We start from the raw sequence: 15,200 nt of genomic DNA, 5'->3' as shown, positions 1-15,200 counted from the left end.
TTCATGCGGCGGGTCAAAAATCGGAAAATTATGATGTGGCGATGGCGATGGGCGGACGACAGGAAGCGAACCAAATGCGCGGCGCGTTTCGAATGCGTGATTCTATCGCCGCCGCAAGGGGTATTAGCACTCTGCGTTCGCGGCTGCCAATCGCGCAGACCTCCGTAATCCGGGCTTGCAGGCGATTCGCGATGCGCCAGCGCTATCGATATGCCATCAAGTTTGCGCAGGTTTGCGTGGTTGCAGCGCGTGTCTATTGCATGAATTTGAAAGCGCGCGACACGACTATTTTTGGCCTTGCGTTAAATGAATTGCCACAAAAACGTCAATTGGCTTTAGCATAGGCACATGACTTGGCGCCACGCACTGATGGACTACACCGTGCAATGCCACGCGCCCTCGTCACCACGGATCCTCGTGCAGCGTCATCGGTGCTTTTCACAACCGGACCTGCACGCTGCTGAACGAAGACGCTACGCGCCGTTCAGACCGTCCGCTGCCATCGCACAGCGGGCGCATCGGGTTTATGCCCGCATCATAAAAATCCCTGGGACATCGCTCTTCCCTTCAAATCATTGCTGAGCATTTCATGTGCGGATGCATCATGCACGCACGCATACAGCGATATGCTGAAGTCGAACGAGTGAACTTATTCACTTAAGTTGCATTCCCTGACGGAACTTGCATCCGAAGAGTGCAGCCTAACTGGAAAGGGCCTGATCATGCCTTTGGTTGATGTGTGGCGAAAGCAACATACCATCCGGCCGACAGTGCTTATCGCGAGATTGTCTAGTAATGCGCGAGCGCTGAGGCACAATGGGGGCAGGTAGGGACGTATTGGATTTTTCGCGTGTTGTAGGAGGTTTCCGTGCAAAACATCGTCGAAGGCTTCAAGTCGCAGTATGCAAGAGAGCAGGAATCGGAACTCTCTCTCGAGGAGTACCTCAACCTCGCCAAAAGCGATCCCATGGCGTACGCCAGCCCCGCAGAACGCATGCTGGCGGCAATAGGCGAACCCGAAGTCGTGGATACGCGCAACGACCCACGTCTTTCCCGTTTGTTTTCCAACCGGACCATCCGACGCTATCCGGCGTTCCAGGAGTTCTACGGCATGGAGGACGTGATCGGACAGATCGTCGCGTTCTTCAAGCACGCCGCGCAGGGACTGGAAGAGCGCAAGCAAATCCTCTATCTGCTGGGCCCGGTGGGCGGCGGCAAGTCGTCCATCGCGGAGCGGCTCAAGTCGCTGATGGAGGCCTATCCCATCTACGCCCTGAAGGGGTCGCCGGTCAACGAATCGCCGCTCGGACTGTTCCACCCGGAACGTTTCGGCGACACGCTTGAAAAGGAATACGGCATCCCGCGGCGCTACCTGAGCGGCATCATGTCGCCCTGGGCCGTGAAGCGCCTGAAGGAGTTCGACGGCGACATCTCGAAGTTCCGCGTCGTGCGCCTGAACCCGTCGGTGCTGCGCCAGATCGCCATCGCCAAGACTGAACCTGGCGACGAGAACAACCAGGACATTTCGTCGCTGGTGGGCAAGGTCGACATCCGCATGCTCGACCGCCACTCGCAGGACGATCCAGATGCCTACAGCTACTCTGGCGGGCTGTGCCTGGCCAACCAGGGGCTGCTTGAATTCGTCGAGATGTTCAAGGCCCCGATCAAGATGCTGCACCCCTTGCTGACGGCAACCCAGGAAGGCAACTTCAAGGGCACCGAAGGCTTTTCCGCGATCCCGTTCAACGGCGCCATCCTGGCCCACTCGAACGAATCGGAATGGCAGACCTTCCGCAACAACAAGCACAACGAGGCGTTCCTCGACCGTATCTACATCGTCAAGGTGCCTTACTGCCTGCAGGTGTCGGAAGAGGTCCGCATCTACGAAAAGCTGCTGCACCACAGTTCGCTGTCGGCGGCGCCATGCGCCCCGGGAACGCTGGACATGATGGCGCAGTTCTCGGTCCTGACGCGCCTGAAGGAACCCGAGAATTCCAGCATCTATTCGAAGCTGCGCGTCTACGACGGCGAAAGCCTGAAGGACGTGGATCCCAAGGCCAAGGCCCTGCAGGAATACAAGGACTATGCCGGCACAGATGAAGGCATGACCGGGGTGTCGACGCGTTTCGCGTACAAGATCCTGTCCAGCGTCTTCAACTACGACCAGACCGAAGTCGCCGCCAACCCGGTGCACCTGATGTACGTGCTCGAGCAGCGGATCGGCCGCGAAGATTATCCCGAGGAAATCCGCCGGCGCTATCTTGAATTCATCAAGGGCTACCTGGCGCCGCGCTACGCGGAATTCATCGGCAAGGAAATCCAGACCGCCTACCTCGAGTCCTACTCGGAATACGGCCAGAACATCTTCGACCGCTACGTGACCTTTGCCGACTGCTGGATCCAGGACGAGGAATTCCGCGACCCGGAAACCGGCGAAAGCTTCGACCGCAGCGCGCTCAACGACGAACTGGAAAAGATCGAGAAGCCGGCCGGCATCGCCAACCCGAAGGACTTCCGCAACGAGATCGTCAACTTCGTGCTGCGGGCGCGCGCCAACAACAACGGCCGCAACCCGACCTGGACCAGCTATGAAAAGCTGCGCGAAGTGATCGAGAAGAAGATGTTCTCGAACACCGAAGACCTGTTGCCGGTGATCTCGTTTAACGCCAAGGCGTCGGCCGAGGACAAGTCCAAGCACCAGAGCTTCGTGGATCGCATGGTTGAAAAGGGCTACACGGAAAAGCAGGTGAGACTGCTGTGCGAGTGGTATCTCCGTGTGAGGAAGTCTTCCTGAGCGAGGTGAATCATGAATTCACTCATCGATCGCCGTCTTAACGGGCGCAATAAAAGCGCCGTCAACCGGGAGCGTTTTCTCCGGCGTTATAAGAACCAGATCCGCAAGGCGGTACATGGGATGATCCGCGACCGCTCCATCCAGGACATGGATCAGGGCGGCGAGATCAACCTGCCCGCCCGCGACATCTCCGAGCCGACCTTCCATCACGGCCAGGGCGGCGACCGCGAGATCGTGCACCCCGGCAACCGCGAGTTTGCCAAGGGAGACACGTTCGACCGGCCGCAAGGCGGGCAGGGGGAAGGCGGCTCCGAGCCGGGCGAAGGCGAATCGGTCGACCAGTTCACCTTCAGCCTGTCGCGGGCGGAATTCCTGAACCTGTTCTTCGAGGACCTGGAACTGCCGCACATGGCGCGCACGCAGCTGGGCGAGGTCAGCCAGAAGAAATGGCAGCGCGCCGGCTACACGACCACGGGCTCGCCCAGCATGCTGAGCATCAGCCGCACGCTCAAGTCCTCGCTGGCGCGCCGCGTGTCGCTCGGCGTGAAGGCGCGCGCCGATCTGGAGGATGCCGAGGAGCGCCTGGCCAAGGCGCTGGAAGCGGGCGCTCCCCCCGACGAGATCAAGGCGCTGGAGCAGGACGTCGAAGGTTGCCGCGAACGCCTGGCCCGCGTGCCTTTCCTGGACGACCTGGACCTGCGCTACCGCAACCGGGTGTCGGTGGCCATCCCGATGGCGCGCGCCGTCATGTTCTGCCTGATGGACGTGTCGGGCTCCATGGACGAAAACAAGAAGGACCTGGCCAAGCGCTTCTTTTCGCTGCTTTACCTGTTCCTGTCGCGCAAGTACGAACACGTGGACCTGGTCTTCATCCGCCACACCGACAACGCCGAGGAAGTCGACGAACATACCTTCTTCTACGATCCCAAGAGCGGCGGCACCATCGTGCTGTCGGCGCTGGAACTGATGCGCGAGATCCTGGAGAAGCGCTATCCGCCGACCGCCTGGAACGTGTACGCGGCGCAGGCCAGCGACGGCGACTCGTTCGGCGCCGACGCGGGCAAGAGCGCGCGCTTCCTGGCCGAACATCTGCTGCCGGCCACGCGCTACTTTGCCTACATCGAAGTGCCCGACTCGCAGGAGGCGCGCAAGAGCAGCCTGTGGGCGGAATATGAACAGAAACTGGAGCCGCATTTCGTCATGCGGCGCATCTGCGAACGCGGCGAGATCTTCCCCGTGTTCCATGACCTGTTCAAAAAGGAAACCGCATGAATGCCATCGTGGGAGCGCTCGTGGAACCGGAGGCCGCCGGCAGCGCCCGGCCCATCTCCCAGGGTTCCGAATGGACCTTCGAACTGATCCAGTCCTATGACGACGCGATCTCCAAGGTCGCCGCCGAATACGGACTGGACACGTACCCGAACCAGATCGAGGTAATCACCTCGGAACAGATGCTGGATGCCTACGCGTCGGCCGGTCTGCCTATCGGCTATCCGCACTGGTCGTACGGCAAGGAATTCATCCGCAACGAGCAGTTCTACCGCCGCGGCATGCAGGGGCTGGCGTACGAGATCGTCATCAACTCCAACCCTTGCATCTCCTATCTCATGGAAGAGAACTCCATGACGATGCAGGCGCTGGTGATCGCCCACGCCTGTTACGGCCACAACTCGTTCTTCAAGGGCAATTACCTGTTCCGGCAATGGACCGATGCCGACGGTGTGCTGGACTACCTGGTCTTCGCGCGCAAATACGTCATGTCCTGCGAGGACCGCTATGGCATCGACGCGGTGGAATCCTTGCTCGATTCCTGCCACGCGCTCTCGCACCACGGCGTGGACCGCTACAAGCGCCCCACGCCCATTTCCTACAAGGAAGAGGCCGCGCGCCAGGCCGAACGCCAGGAGCATGCCCGGCTGCAGTACAACGACCTGTGGCGTACCCTGCCGCGCCTGGAGGCCGACAAGGACACCCACGTCGAGGCCTCGGTGTTTCCGCCGGAGCCCGAAGAGAACTTGCTGTACTTCATCGAGAAGTATTCGCCCAAGCTCGCGCCGTGGCAGAAGGAACTGGTGCGCATCGTCCGCAAGGTCGCGCAATACTTCTATCCGCAGACCCAGACCAAGGTCATGAACGAAGGCTGGGCCACGTTCTGGCACTACACCATCCTGAACCGGCTGCATGAAAAAGGCTTGGTCAACGACGGCTTCATGATGGAGTTCCTGCAAAGCCACACCAACGTGGTCAGCCAGCGCGGCTTCGACGAACGCGGCTACGGCGGCATCAACCCCTATGCGCTGGGCTTCGCGATGATGTCCGACATCCGCCGCATCTGCGAGGCGCCGACGGCCGAGGACCGGCGCTGGTTCCCCGACATCGCCGGCGGCGACTGGCTGAAGACGCTGGACTTCGCCATGCGCAACTTCAAGGACGAATCCTTCATCTCGCAGTACCTGTCGCCCCGCCTGATCCGCGAGTTCCGTTTCTTCGCGATCTCCGACCACCAGGCCAACCCCAAGCTCGAAGTCGCCGCCATCCACGACGACGAAGGCTACCGCGACATCCGCCGCCTGCTGGCTGCGCAACACAACCGCGACAACATGGTGCCGGACATCCAGGTGGTACGCTTCAACCGCGACTCCGACCGCTCGCTGGTGCTGCGCCACCTGAAGAGCCGCGGCCGCCCGCTGGCGGGCGAGGACGCCGAACAGGTGATGAAGCACCTGGCCCGACTGTGGGGTTTCAGGGTGCGGCTGGAAGAGACCGAGCCGGACGGCACCGTCAGCTCCTACCGGGAACAGGATCCGCCGGCATCAGCCTCCTAGTGGTCGGCCAAAGCAGGGGACGCCGTTGGCGTCCCTTTTTCTTTGTCCGCTTGTCGGCGTTGTGCGAAATCTGCTAGAATCGCGGATTCGCATTTTCTGCAGCGGCTCGCCCGCAGCGAAAATCGCAGATAGGACAGGTGGCCGAGTGGTTGAAGGCGCACGCCTGGAAAGCGTGTATACGTCAAAAGCGTATCGGGGGTTCGAATCCCCCTCTGTCCGCCAGAATTCGCACTGCAAAGCAGTACACAAAAAACCCGCAAGCGCTCAAGCCTTGCGGGTTTTTTGCATTTTCGCGGCATAAAAAACGCCGCCCGGCGTAATTTGCCGGGCGGCGTCTTGGACCGGAACGCTTACGCGCCCACCGGTTTCCCATCAGTGCGCCGCACCACCACCGTAGCCGAGCGCGCATCGCCGCCGCCTGCGCGCAACGTGTTCCACGTCTGATCCGGGTGCTGGATGTTGATGAAGAACGTGGTCAGGTCCGGCGTGTAGGCGATGCCGGTGATTTCGCAGCCCAGCGGGCCGACCAGGAAGCGCTTGGATTCGCCGGTCTTCTGGTCGATGTAGTACATCGAGTTGTTGCCGAAGAAGTCCGTGGTCGAGGCGCTGGTGCCGGCGTCCGTCTGGACCCACAGGCGGCCCTTGGGGTCGACGCGGATGCCGTCGGGGCTGGAGAAGGTGTCGCCGTTGACGTTGCCCGTCAGGTTGGCGGCCACGCCGTCGGCCTTGTCGCGGCCGGCCAGCAGCAGCAGGTCCCACTCGAAGGTGGTGGCCAGGGGCGAGTCGCCGCGCTCGTGCCAGCGGATGATGTGGCCGTGCGAGTTGTTGACGCGCGGGTTGGCGGCGCTGGTGCGCTTGCGGCTGCCGTTGTTGGTCAGCGTGCAGTACACGGTCTTGTCCACGCCCACCGTGATCCATTCCGGGCGGTCCATCAGCGTGGCGCCGGCGACGCGGGCGGCGGCGCCGGTGTTGACCAGCACGTCGGCCTGCGTATTGAAGTTGACGAGCTTGCCGGTGATCACGGTGCCGCTGGCGACCTGCGTGAAATTGCCGGGATCGGTGGCGCCGGCGGTCAGGTTGTTCTTGCCCACGGTCAGTTCGACCCAGTTGCCGCTGCCGTCGTCATTGAAGCGCGCGGCGTACAGCGTGCCTTCGTCCAGCAGGCCCATGTTGGCGGCGCGGTTGGCGGGATCGTACGGCTTGCTCGGCACGAACTTGTAGATGCAGCCAGGCGTGGTGTCGTCGCCCATGTAGAAAGCAACACGGTTGTTCTCGTCCAGCATGAAGGCCGTGTTTTCATGGCTGAAGCGGCCCATCGCGGTGCGCTTGACGGCGGTCGAATCCGGGTTCTGGGGATCGATTTCCACCACCCAGCCATAGCCTTCGTCGGCCGGCTTGCCGGCGTCGCCGGTCTTGTAGTGGTAGTTGTTGAGCGTTTCTTCGCAGGTCAGATAGGTGCCCCAGGGCGTGTCGCCGCTGGAACAGTTGTTCAGCGTGCCGACGACGGTGTCGCCCACGACGGACTTGGCCGGACCGCTGACGTTGTAGACGGTGTTGCCGGTGTAGCGCTTGTTGTAGCGCGAGTCGGTCTTGACGGCCCATGCGCCATTGGCGCTGCGCGCGATTTCGATGACGGACACGCCGACGTTGGACAGGCGGGTCTTCACGCCCTCGACGCTCTGGTCCAGGGTCTCGTCGTCCAGCGCTTCATGGTTCAGCACCAGCAGGCCGCCCTGGTTGGGGTCCACGCCGGGCAGGGCATAGAAGTGCATGCCATCGTGCTGGCCGCCGGATTGGGTTTCCGTGGCGGGATAGGACTGCGGCACGCCGGCGTAGCCAGCCGAGCCGATCATGCACTTGTCGCCGGCGGAGTAGAGCACTTCGGCCACGTAACCTGCGGGAACCGTGACGGTGTCGGCGACGATCTTGTCGGCCAGCGGGGTGAACGTGACGGAATAGTCGGGGCCGGGGGGCGGCTTGGTGCCGCCTTCGCCCGGCTCGTTGCCGGAGGTGTCGTCGTCGTCATCGTCGCTGCCGCCACAGGCGGTCAGCAGGGTCGATGCGCCGAACACGGACAGCATTGACAGGCCGAAGCTGTTCTTCAGCAAAGTGCGGCGCTGGGGATTCGCGGCGACGATTTCGTCGAACATCTGCCCGGGAACGGTGACTTCGTCTTGGGCTTCGCGATAGGGGGCGCGCAATTTATCAGTCAAGTAAGACATTCCAACCTCATAGTGTCGCGATCGAGTCGCTCAATTGTTTGTAAGCAAAACGAAAGCGAGGTTAAAGGTCGGTCGTTACAACGGGGTGACGATAGTGTGAAGTCCTTATGGTTAAGTGGGTAGTCCGCCGCCTGACCGAGCCCGTGATCGGAATTCCGGTTGAGGCGGCGGCGTTGCGATTGTCAGTCTTGCGGCCCGACGATGGGCGTGACGTCCAGCACATACATCTGCCGCTCGCCTTCGTGCACGGAGTCGATGCAGACCTGCGTGCCGTCGCGGCTCCAGCGCGGATGCAGGTCGCAGCGGTTTTCCTTGGACAGATTGGGATCGGCGTAGAAGCTGCCCAGCGAATGGCGCAGGCCGGTCTGCATGTCGTAGAGGAACAGGATGCGCTCGTGCGTGGTCGAGTCCGGATAGGTGTCACTGAGCAGCCAGCGCGTGTTCACGGGAGAGTAGGTCATGTGGCCGTTTTCCGTCAGCACGCCGTCGCCCACGACCTGGACCGCGCCGCCGGGCGCATCGCGGTAGAGGTGGTAGTGGATGCTGCCGTCATGCGGGCCCCAAACGATGATGGTCTGGTCGTCGCGCCACAGCGGGTGCGAGATCTGGTATTCGGATTTCTCGTAGTCGAACGTGCCGACCGCGCCGGGATCGAAGTCGTCGGCCAGTTGCGGCAGCGGATGGTCGGAGCATTCCAGCAGGCGCATGTCGCTGCCGTCGGCGTTCATGGTGATCAGCCGGTGCAGGAAGCAGGTCTCGTCCTTGACGCGTTCGGTCCAGCGGTGCAGGAACAGGATGCGGGAGGACGAAGGATTGATCTCGATATGGCTGACCCAGTGGATGGCGCGCTCCATCGAGTCGCGCGGATGGAAGTTGCGCAGGTCGGCGTAGCTGACCAGCAGGCGGTGCGCGCCGCTTTCCAGGTCCATGCTGTGGATGCCGTCGTCGGCTGGGGCGTAGTCCACGGGGCCGGGCGCGTGTTCGCTGTAGCCGATGGTCTCGTGCGTGATGTAGAGGCGGCGGTAATCCACGCAGAGCGCGTAGCGGCTGTTGGGCGCGGCCACGTAGATGGGCAGCGGCAGGTGGCGCGTCTGGCCGGTGGCGACGTTGTGGACCGCGGAGCGGAAGCCCGGATAGAAGCCGCTGTCGTCGTCGCGGCGGCAGTTGTAGATCATCTGCGGCTCGGACTCGCCGTCCAGCCATTGCAGTTGGCAGCCCATCTGCCAGTTCCAGGCCGTGGTGCTGCCCACGACGTGGTAGCGGTCGCCGTCCTGGAGATCGAAGTAACCCACCTCGGCGCTCAACTCGGGCGTGAGTCGCGCGTCCTTGAACGGCGTGCGGTTGGCCAGCAGATAGCGGCCGTCGCGATGCCAGACGGTCTTGTTGTAGTAGCCGAAGAAATGATGGTGCGGCGTGACGCCCAGGCGGCGGCAGGCGATGGGCGTGGCGAGCATGCGGTTCATGGATGGCAGGGCAAAGAGGAAGTCGGAAAGAAAAAAGGGCGGCGCAGGCGCCGCCCCGGGCGTTCAGCCCGCAGTGATGTGTTCGGTTTCGATGACCTGGTTCCAGCGGGCGCGTTCGCGTTCGACGAAGGCGCGCGCGTCGGCGGGGTTGTTGCCCACAGGAGTCATGCCCAGGCGCTCCAGACCTTCGCGGAATGCCGGGTCGGCGTAGACGCGGCGCAGGTCGGCGCTGATCTTTTCGATCAGCGCGTCCGGTACGTCCTTGCTGGCGGCCAGCGTGGTCCAGGACGTCACGGTCAGGCCGGGCAGGCCTGCTTCGGCGACGGTGGGGACGTCGGGCAGGGCTGGCGAACGCGTGGCGCCGGTGATGGCCAGCGCCTTCAGCTTCTTGGCCTGGATGTAGCCGATGGTGGTGGGCACGTTCTCGAACAGCAACTGGATCTGGCCGCCCAGCAGGTCGTTGGTGGCGGCCGAGCTGCCGCGGTATGGAATGTGCACGATGGGCGCCTGCGCGGCCATCTTGTAGAGCTCGCCCACCATGTGCACGGACGAGCCCACGCCGGCCGAGCCGAAGTGCAGCGTTTCCGGCTTGGCCTTTGCCAGCGCGGTGAGTTCGGCCAGGGTGTTGGCTTCCAGCGCGGGGTTGGCCACCACCACGTGCGGCATCTCGGCCACGATGGTGATCAGCTTCAGATCGCGGGCGGGTTGGTAGTTGAGGTTCTTGTAGACCCCGTAGGTGGCATGCAGGCCGATGGAGCCCAGCAGCAGCGTATAGCCGTCCGGCCCCGAGTCGGCGACGAACTTGCCGCCGATGTGCCCGCCCGCGCCGGGGCGGTTTTCCACCACTACCGACTGGCCGTAGAGCTTGCCCAGGTGTTCGGCCAACAGCCGTCCCTGGATATCGGAGCTGCCGCCTGCGGTGAAGGGCACGATGATGCGCACCGGGCGGTCGGGATAGTTGGCTTGCGCGTGCGCGGCCAGCGGCAGGGCGGCTGTCGTCAGGCCCAGGCACAGCGTTTGCAGGAGTTGGCGCCAGGAGCGGCGGAGGTTCATGTGGTTTCCCCTGGAAGGTTGGGTAGTGCGGGGGGCGCATCTGGCGGCGCCCTTGGGAAAACCAGTGTAGGAGTCCTCATGTATTTGAAAAAATTCTTTTTTCAACATAGGCTATGCAAGTTTGCTATACATTGCCCGCCATGAGCCGACCCCTGAATTTCCGCCAGATCGAAGCCTTCCATGCGGTCATGCTGGCCGGCACCACTACCGGCGCGGCGCAGATGCTACGCACCACCCAGCCCTCGGTCAGCCGGCTGCTGGCGCAGGTGCAGCAGGCCAGCGGCCTGAAGCTGTTCGACATGGAGCGCGGCCGCTTGCGACCCACGCGCGAGGCCAAGGATCTGTTCGATACCGTGCAGCGGCACTTCGTGGGGCTGGAGCGCATCGAGGACCGCGTTGCTGCGATGCGGCGCAGCGGCAGCGGCGTGCTGCGGCTGGCCTGCACCCCGGCGCTGGGCCTGGGCGTGCTGCCCGGCGCGATCGAGACCTTCGCGCAGCGCTATCCCGAGGTCCACATCAACATGCAGACCGTGGGCAGCCAGTATCTGCGGGAAGGGTTGCTGCACGGCACCTACGACCTGGTGGTGACTACGGCGCCCATGGACGGCGCACAGTTGGAAATGCAGGCCTTGCACGAAAGCGCGGCGGTTTGCGTGATGCGGCCCGACCATCCGCTGGCCGCGCAGCCGTCCGTCGACATCATGGACCTGGACGGGCGCCGTCTGCTGGTGCTGAACGCGGATGACGACGTCTATCTGCAGCTGCGCGGCGCGATGCAGGAACATCAGGCGCAGCCCGCCTCGGAAATCGAGACCACCTATTCATCCACCATCTGCGCGCTGGCTGCCGCCGGCAGCGGCCTGGGCGTGGTCAATCCCTACATCGCCGCGGTGTTCGCGGACCGTTTGGCGATACGGCCGTTCACGCCGCGCCTGCCGGTGCGCGTCAGCATGGCTTACCCCGCGCAGACCGCGCCGTCGTCGGTGACCGAGGCCTTCGTGGAGATCCTGGCGCGCGGTTTCCAGGCGCAGCCGGACGCGACCTGAGCGCGGCAGGGGCCGCGCCCGGGCTCGCGTATCATCTGGCCATCGCGTCGGCTCAGCTCTTGCGGTTTTCGTAAGACGTATCCAGCACGTCATCTTCCGGGGTGATGATGCCGGGTTCGCCAGGTTCCGCCATGGCGCGTCCGCGCCTTGGCATGCCGGCGACCTCTTTGCTGTGGTCCGCCATCGGCAGGATTTCGGTGCCTTTGCGCGGGTCGACGGCGACGGGTTGTTCCGTTTCAGCGGCCTTGGCCGCCTGCGGATCGGGGGCGGTTTTCAACATGATGTCTGCTCCGCTTGCGGGCGTCCCGGGATGGCGACGCGCCTGGTTGCCACTTCCATCTTAGGGCCGTGCGGCCGGCTGGGAGCAGGAATGCCTGTCACGTTTGCAAGGGGCTGTTGCAGGAGCCCGACCCTTATAATTTCCGACGCCTCGCGGCTTGCCGCAAGCCGCCCGGTTTCTCACTTTCCATACGCCTACCTTGACTGAATCCGTCGAACGCTCCGTCCATGCTGAACTCGTTGCCGTGCTGGTCGCCGTCACCAACGGCGAGCCGCGGGTGCTGACGACCGACGATGCGCGCGCCTTGCCGGCCGGTCCCTTCAAGCTGTCGCACCGTTCGCTGCAGGCCGGGCTGCGCGCCTGGGTGGAGGAGCAGACCCATCACCCGCTGGGTTACGTGGAGCAGCTCTACACCTTCGCCGACGGCGACCGCTCCGATGAATCGGGCGCGCGCGTGATGTCGGTCAGCTACCTGGGCCTGACGCGCGAGGCGGGCGAGACCGGCGTGGCGCAAGTCGGCTGGCAGGATTGGTACCGCTACTTCCCCTGGGAAGACCAGCGCACGGGCACGCCCGCGTTGGTGGAAGAAATAATCGTCCCGCGTCTGGCCGCCTGGTGCGAAGACAGTAGCGATGCGGCCGTGCGCATGCGCCGCCGCCAACGCGCCGCTATCACCTTCGGACTGGACGGCTCGCCCTGGAACGAGGACATGGTGCTGCAGCGCTACGAGCTGCTCTTCGAAGCGGGGCTGGTGCCCGAAGCGGCCCGGCGCGGGGGCAAGGGCGCCGTGGTGCCGGGCGAACCCATGCGCCACGACCACCGTCGCATCCTGGCCACCGGCATCGCGCGGCTGCGCGCCAAGATCAAGTACCGCCCCGTGGTGTTCGAGTTGATGCCCGCGCAGTTCACCCTGCTGCAATTGCAGTTGGCCGTGGAGGCGCTGGCCGGGCGTGGCCTGCACAAGCAGAATTTCCGCCGCCTCATCGAGCAGCAGGCGCTGGTCGAAGAGACGGGCGAAATGGCCACGGGCACGGCCGGCAGGCCGGCCAAGCTGTTCCGTTTTCGTCGTGACGTGCTGCTGGAGCGCGCTATTGCAGGGAGCAAGTTGCCGCTGTCTCGGGCGATGTGACGTTGAGATGCATCACGCTTGAGAGTCCAAGTCACCCAAGAGTTTTAGCGGTTCTCGCGGGTGTGCCACAGCCGCAGCACGTGGACAACCGCATCCTGGTTTTCGTAGCGAATCTCGTACTCTCCAACCAGGATTCTTCTCACCTCTCGTGGTTCGAATTGGAACAGTTGTTCGCCAATACGCGGGTTGGTCTAAGAACTTGATCTTGCCCTGCTCCTGGCGACGCCGTGATCAGCGCGAGGCAGATTTCGGACTCGATGACACGCTAATGATCTCGAAATAATCACAGTGATTAAAATTTAATCGATCACACAAGCTATTTCAAACTGGACGGAAAATGGCTGACGCTTGACAAGCCTTATGCTCGTCTCTAGCATAAGTGGTGCGCAATCTCCGCGCGCCTTTTTTTAACTGGTAAATACTCAAAATGAGCATTAAAGCCGAAGCGCCTATGACCATCGCCCGACTGCCCGTTCCCCCTCTGCCGGAAGTCATGCTGGAGCCGCTGGTGCGCGCGGCCTTGCTCGAGGACCTGGGACGCGCCGGGGACCTGACCACCGACGCCATCGTGCCCGCCGACGCCACGGCGCAGACCCGTCTGGTCGCGCGCCAGGAAGGCGTGCTGGCCGGGCTGGACCTGGCCCGCCTGGCGTTTCGCGCCATGGACCCGGGCATCAAGTTCGACGTTGTGCTGCGCGACGGCAGCGAATTGCAGCCAGGCGCGGAAATCGCCCGCATCAGCGGTAACGCCCGCGCCATGCTGACGGCTGAACGCGTGGCGCTGAACTTCCTGTGCCATCTGAGCGGCGTGGCCAGCGCCACTGCGTCCATCGCCCGCGCCATCGAAGGGTACGGCGCCCGCGTCACCTGCACCCGCAAGACCATGCCGGGCCTGCGCGCCGTGCAGAAGTACGCGGTGCGTGTCGGCGGCGGCAGCAATCACCGTCACGGCCTGGACGACGCGGTACTGATCAAGGACAACCACATCGCGCTGGCGGGCGGGGTCGCGACGGCGGTCGAGCGGGCGCGCGCCGGCATCGGCCACATGGTCAAGATCGAACTGGAAGTGGACACGCTGGAGCAGTTGGAAACGGCGCTGTCCCTGGGCGTGGATGTGGTGCTGCTGGACAACATGAGCCTGGACGATCTGCGCCGCGCCGTGGCCATGGCGCGCGGCCGGGCCATCACCGAGGCTTCGGGGCGCATCACGCCCGAAACCGCCGCGGCGGTGGCGGCCACCGGGGTGGACCAGATCGCGGTGGGCTGGATCACCCATAGCGCCAAGGTGCTCGACATCGGCCTGGACGCCTGACCTTTCCGCCGGCCACCGGCCGGCATTGCCCATGCCCCCGCGCGCATGCCGCGCGGGGACGCTTGCAAGCCCGCATCATGAATCGCCTGCTTAGCTCTGTTCTCGCATTCCTGGTTTTGCCCCTGGCCGCCTGCGGCAATTCACCCTCGGGCGAAGCGCCCAAGGACGCCGCTTATCCTTCGCACCCCATCACCATCGTGGTGACGTTTCCGCCGGGTGGCGGCACCGACCTGCTGGCGCGCCGCATCGGCGCCAGCTTGCAGGAGCAGTTCGGCATGGCGGTGGTGGTGGAAAACCGTCCTGGGGCCAGCGGCAACATCGGCGCGCGCGCCGTGGCCGAAGCGCCAGCCGACGGCCATACGCTGCTGATGGTCAATAGTTCCTTCGCGATCAATCCGGGGGTCTACAGCAATCTGGGCTTCTCGCCCAAGCAGGATTTTGCGGCGGTCATCAACGTGGCCTTCGTGCCGTCGGTGTATGTGGTGCCGGCGGTTTCGCCCTGGCGCAGTCTGGACGATGCGCTGGCCGCCGCCACGCCGGACCGCCCGCTGCCGTTCGCGTCCTGCGGCAACGGCACGCCGCAACACCTGGCCGGCGAGATGCTGTCGCGCGCCACCGGCGCACCTTTGCAGCACGTGCCTTACAAGGGTTGCGGACCGGCGCTTACCGACGTGACCGCCGGCCAGGTTGGAATGGGCGTGGTCACCGCGTCCAGCGCCGCGCCTTTGATTGCGGCCGGCAAGTTGCGGGCGCTGGCCGTGACCTCGCCGGCGCGCTCGCCGCTGTTGCCGTCGGTGCCGACGGTGGCCGAGCAGGGCGTGCCCGGCTACGCGCTGGACCAGTGGCATGGCCTGCTGGCGCCGGCGGCCACGCCGCCCGCGGTGGTGGCCAAGTTGAATGCGGCAGTGGCGAAGATCGTCCAGCGCCCCGAGGTGCAGGCGGCGCTGCGCGAACAGGGCTTTACGCCCGCCAGCAGCACCCCGCGTGAATTCCAGGCCATGATCGACGCGGATATTGACCGATACACCGCCCTGACGCAGGCGATCGGCTTGCGCGCCGACTGAGCCGGGCGCAGG

Annotated in this window: 12 protein-coding genes, 1 tRNA gene and 1 pseudogene; 9 read left to right on the top strand and 5 right to left on the bottom strand. The window is 64.0% G+C overall.

Annotation, left to right across the window (positions count from 1 at the left end):
- The first annotated feature begins 35 nt into the window (after nt 1-35).
- The 5 genes from IB257_RS29045 (at nt 36) to IB257_RS29025 (ending at nt 5,841) form a co-directional block, all read left to right on the top strand.
- Nucleotides 36-344 (top strand): hypothetical protein, encoded by a 309-nt coding sequence (locus IB257_RS29045; RefSeq protein ID WP_147400248.1) that lies wholly within the window; start codon nt 36-38, stop codon nt 342-344.
- Nucleotides 345-877: 533 nt separating this feature from the next.
- Nucleotides 878-2,794, top strand: a complete 1,917-nt coding sequence (locus IB257_RS29040) for a PrkA family serine protein kinase (RefSeq protein ID WP_370127010.1) — start codon at nt 878-880, stop codon at nt 2,792-2,794.
- 12 nt (nt 2,795-2,806) lie between these two features.
- Nucleotides 2,807-4,066, top strand: coding sequence for a YeaH/YhbH family protein (locus tag IB257_RS29035; RefSeq protein WP_175161254.1), 1,260 nt, complete (start codon nt 2,807-2,809; stop codon nt 4,064-4,066).
- Nucleotides 4,063-5,619, top strand: a complete 1,557-nt coding sequence (locus IB257_RS29030; RefSeq protein WP_082401331.1) for a SpoVR family protein — start codon at nt 4,063-4,065, stop codon at nt 5,617-5,619. Before IB257_RS29035 ends, IB257_RS29030 begins: the two co-directional genes overlap by 4 nt.
- A gap of 131 nt (nt 5,620-5,750) precedes the next feature.
- A tRNA-Ser gene (locus IB257_RS29025) sits at nt 5,751-5,841 on the top strand.
- A 128-nt stretch (nt 5,842-5,969) separates the two neighbouring features.
- Here the strand turns inward: IB257_RS29025 and IB257_RS29020 are convergent.
- From IB257_RS29020 to IB257_RS29010, 3 genes are all read right to left on the bottom strand, one after another.
- Complete coding sequence (locus IB257_RS29020; RefSeq protein ID WP_119450699.1) at nt 5,970-7,841, bottom strand: PhoX family phosphatase; 1,872 nt, start codon at nt 7,839-7,841, stop codon at nt 5,970-5,972.
- Between the two features lie 182 nt (nt 7,842-8,023).
- Nucleotides 8,024-9,304, bottom strand: a complete 1,281-nt coding sequence (locus tag IB257_RS29015; protein ID WP_192493194.1) for a hypothetical protein — start codon at nt 9,302-9,304, stop codon at nt 8,024-8,026.
- 63 nt (nt 9,305-9,367) lie between these two features.
- Nucleotides 9,368-10,357, bottom strand: a complete 990-nt coding sequence (locus IB257_RS29010; protein ID WP_192493193.1) for a tripartite tricarboxylate transporter substrate binding protein — start codon at nt 10,355-10,357, stop codon at nt 9,368-9,370.
- Nucleotides 10,358-10,497: 140 nt separating this feature from the next.
- Between IB257_RS29010 and IB257_RS29005 the strand changes: the two genes are divergently transcribed.
- Nucleotides 10,498-11,403 (top strand): LysR substrate-binding domain-containing protein, encoded by a 906-nt coding sequence (locus tag IB257_RS29005; protein WP_054458422.1) that lies wholly within the window; start codon nt 10,498-10,500, stop codon nt 11,401-11,403.
- A 52-nt stretch (nt 11,404-11,455) separates the two neighbouring features.
- Here the strand turns inward: IB257_RS29005 and IB257_RS29000 are convergent, their stop codons facing one another.
- Nucleotides 11,456-11,683, bottom strand: coding sequence for a hypothetical protein (locus IB257_RS29000; RefSeq protein WP_054458424.1), 228 nt, complete (start codon nt 11,681-11,683; stop codon nt 11,456-11,458).
- Between the two features lie 199 nt (nt 11,684-11,882).
- Here IB257_RS29000 and IB257_RS28995 point away from each other — a divergent pair, with 199 nt between their 5' ends.
- Complete coding sequence (locus tag IB257_RS28995; protein ID WP_054458550.1) at nt 11,883-12,812, top strand: hypothetical protein; 930 nt, start codon at nt 11,883-11,885, stop codon at nt 12,810-12,812.
- Between the two features lie 44 nt (nt 12,813-12,856).
- Here the strand turns inward: IB257_RS28995 and IB257_RS28990 are convergent.
- A pseudogene (locus IB257_RS28990) lies at nt 12,857-13,003 on the bottom strand (type II toxin-antitoxin system RelE/ParE family toxin); the annotation flags it as partial.
- Nucleotides 13,004-13,239: 236 nt separating this feature from the next.
- Between IB257_RS28990 and nadC the strand changes: the two are divergent.
- Both nadC and IB257_RS28980 read left to right on the top strand, forming a co-directional pair.
- On the top strand, nt 13,240-14,124 hold the full coding sequence (gene nadC, locus IB257_RS28985) for a carboxylating nicotinate-nucleotide diphosphorylase (RefSeq protein ID WP_192493192.1): 885 nt from the start codon (nt 13,240-13,242) through the stop codon (nt 14,122-14,124).
- A 77-nt stretch (nt 14,125-14,201) separates the two neighbouring features.
- Nucleotides 14,202-15,188, top strand: a complete 987-nt coding sequence (locus IB257_RS28980) for a tripartite tricarboxylate transporter substrate binding protein (protein WP_054458428.1) — start codon at nt 14,202-14,204, stop codon at nt 15,186-15,188.
- The last annotated feature ends 12 nt before the right edge of the window (nt 15,189-15,200 follow it).

The organism is Achromobacter sp. ACM03 (genome assembly GCF_014851665.1).
GTDB lineage: Bacteria > Pseudomonadota > Gammaproteobacteria > Burkholderiales > Burkholderiaceae_B > Achromobacter > Achromobacter aegrifaciens.
This window is presented reverse-complemented; position numbering and strand designations above follow the sequence as displayed.

What these genes read in the sequence shown, in the direction of transcription:
- IB257_RS29035 (WP_175161254.1), top strand. Translation starts at nt 2,807, where the DNA reads ATGAATTCACTCATCGATCGCCGTCTTAACGGGCGCAATAAAAGCGCC.
- IB257_RS29030 (WP_082401331.1), top strand. Translation starts at nt 4,063, where the DNA reads ATGAATGCCATCGTGGGAGCGCTCGTGGAACCGGAGGCCGCCGGCAGC.
- IB257_RS29020 (WP_119450699.1), bottom strand. Translation starts at nt 7,841, where the DNA reads ATGTCTTACTTGACTGATAAATTGCGCGCCCCCTATCGCGAAGCCCAA.
- IB257_RS29015 (WP_192493194.1), bottom strand. Translation starts at nt 9,304, where the DNA reads ATGAACCGCATGCTCGCCACGCCCATCGCCTGCCGCCGCCTGGGCGTC.
- IB257_RS29010 (WP_192493193.1), bottom strand. Translation starts at nt 10,357, where the DNA reads ATGAACCTCCGCCGCTCCTGGCGCCAACTCCTGCAAACGCTGTGCCTG.
- IB257_RS29005 (WP_054458422.1), top strand. Translation starts at nt 10,498, where the DNA reads ATGAGCCGACCCCTGAATTTCCGCCAGATCGAAGCCTTCCATGCGGTC.
- IB257_RS29000 (WP_054458424.1), bottom strand. Translation starts at nt 11,683, where the DNA reads ATGTTGAAAACCGCCCCCGATCCGCAGGCGGCCAAGGCCGCTGAAACG.
- nadC (WP_192493192.1), top strand. Translation starts at nt 13,240, where the DNA reads ATGAGCATTAAAGCCGAAGCGCCTATGACCATCGCCCGACTGCCCGTT.
- IB257_RS28980 (WP_054458428.1), top strand. Translation starts at nt 14,202, where the DNA reads ATGAATCGCCTGCTTAGCTCTGTTCTCGCATTCCTGGTTTTGCCCCTG.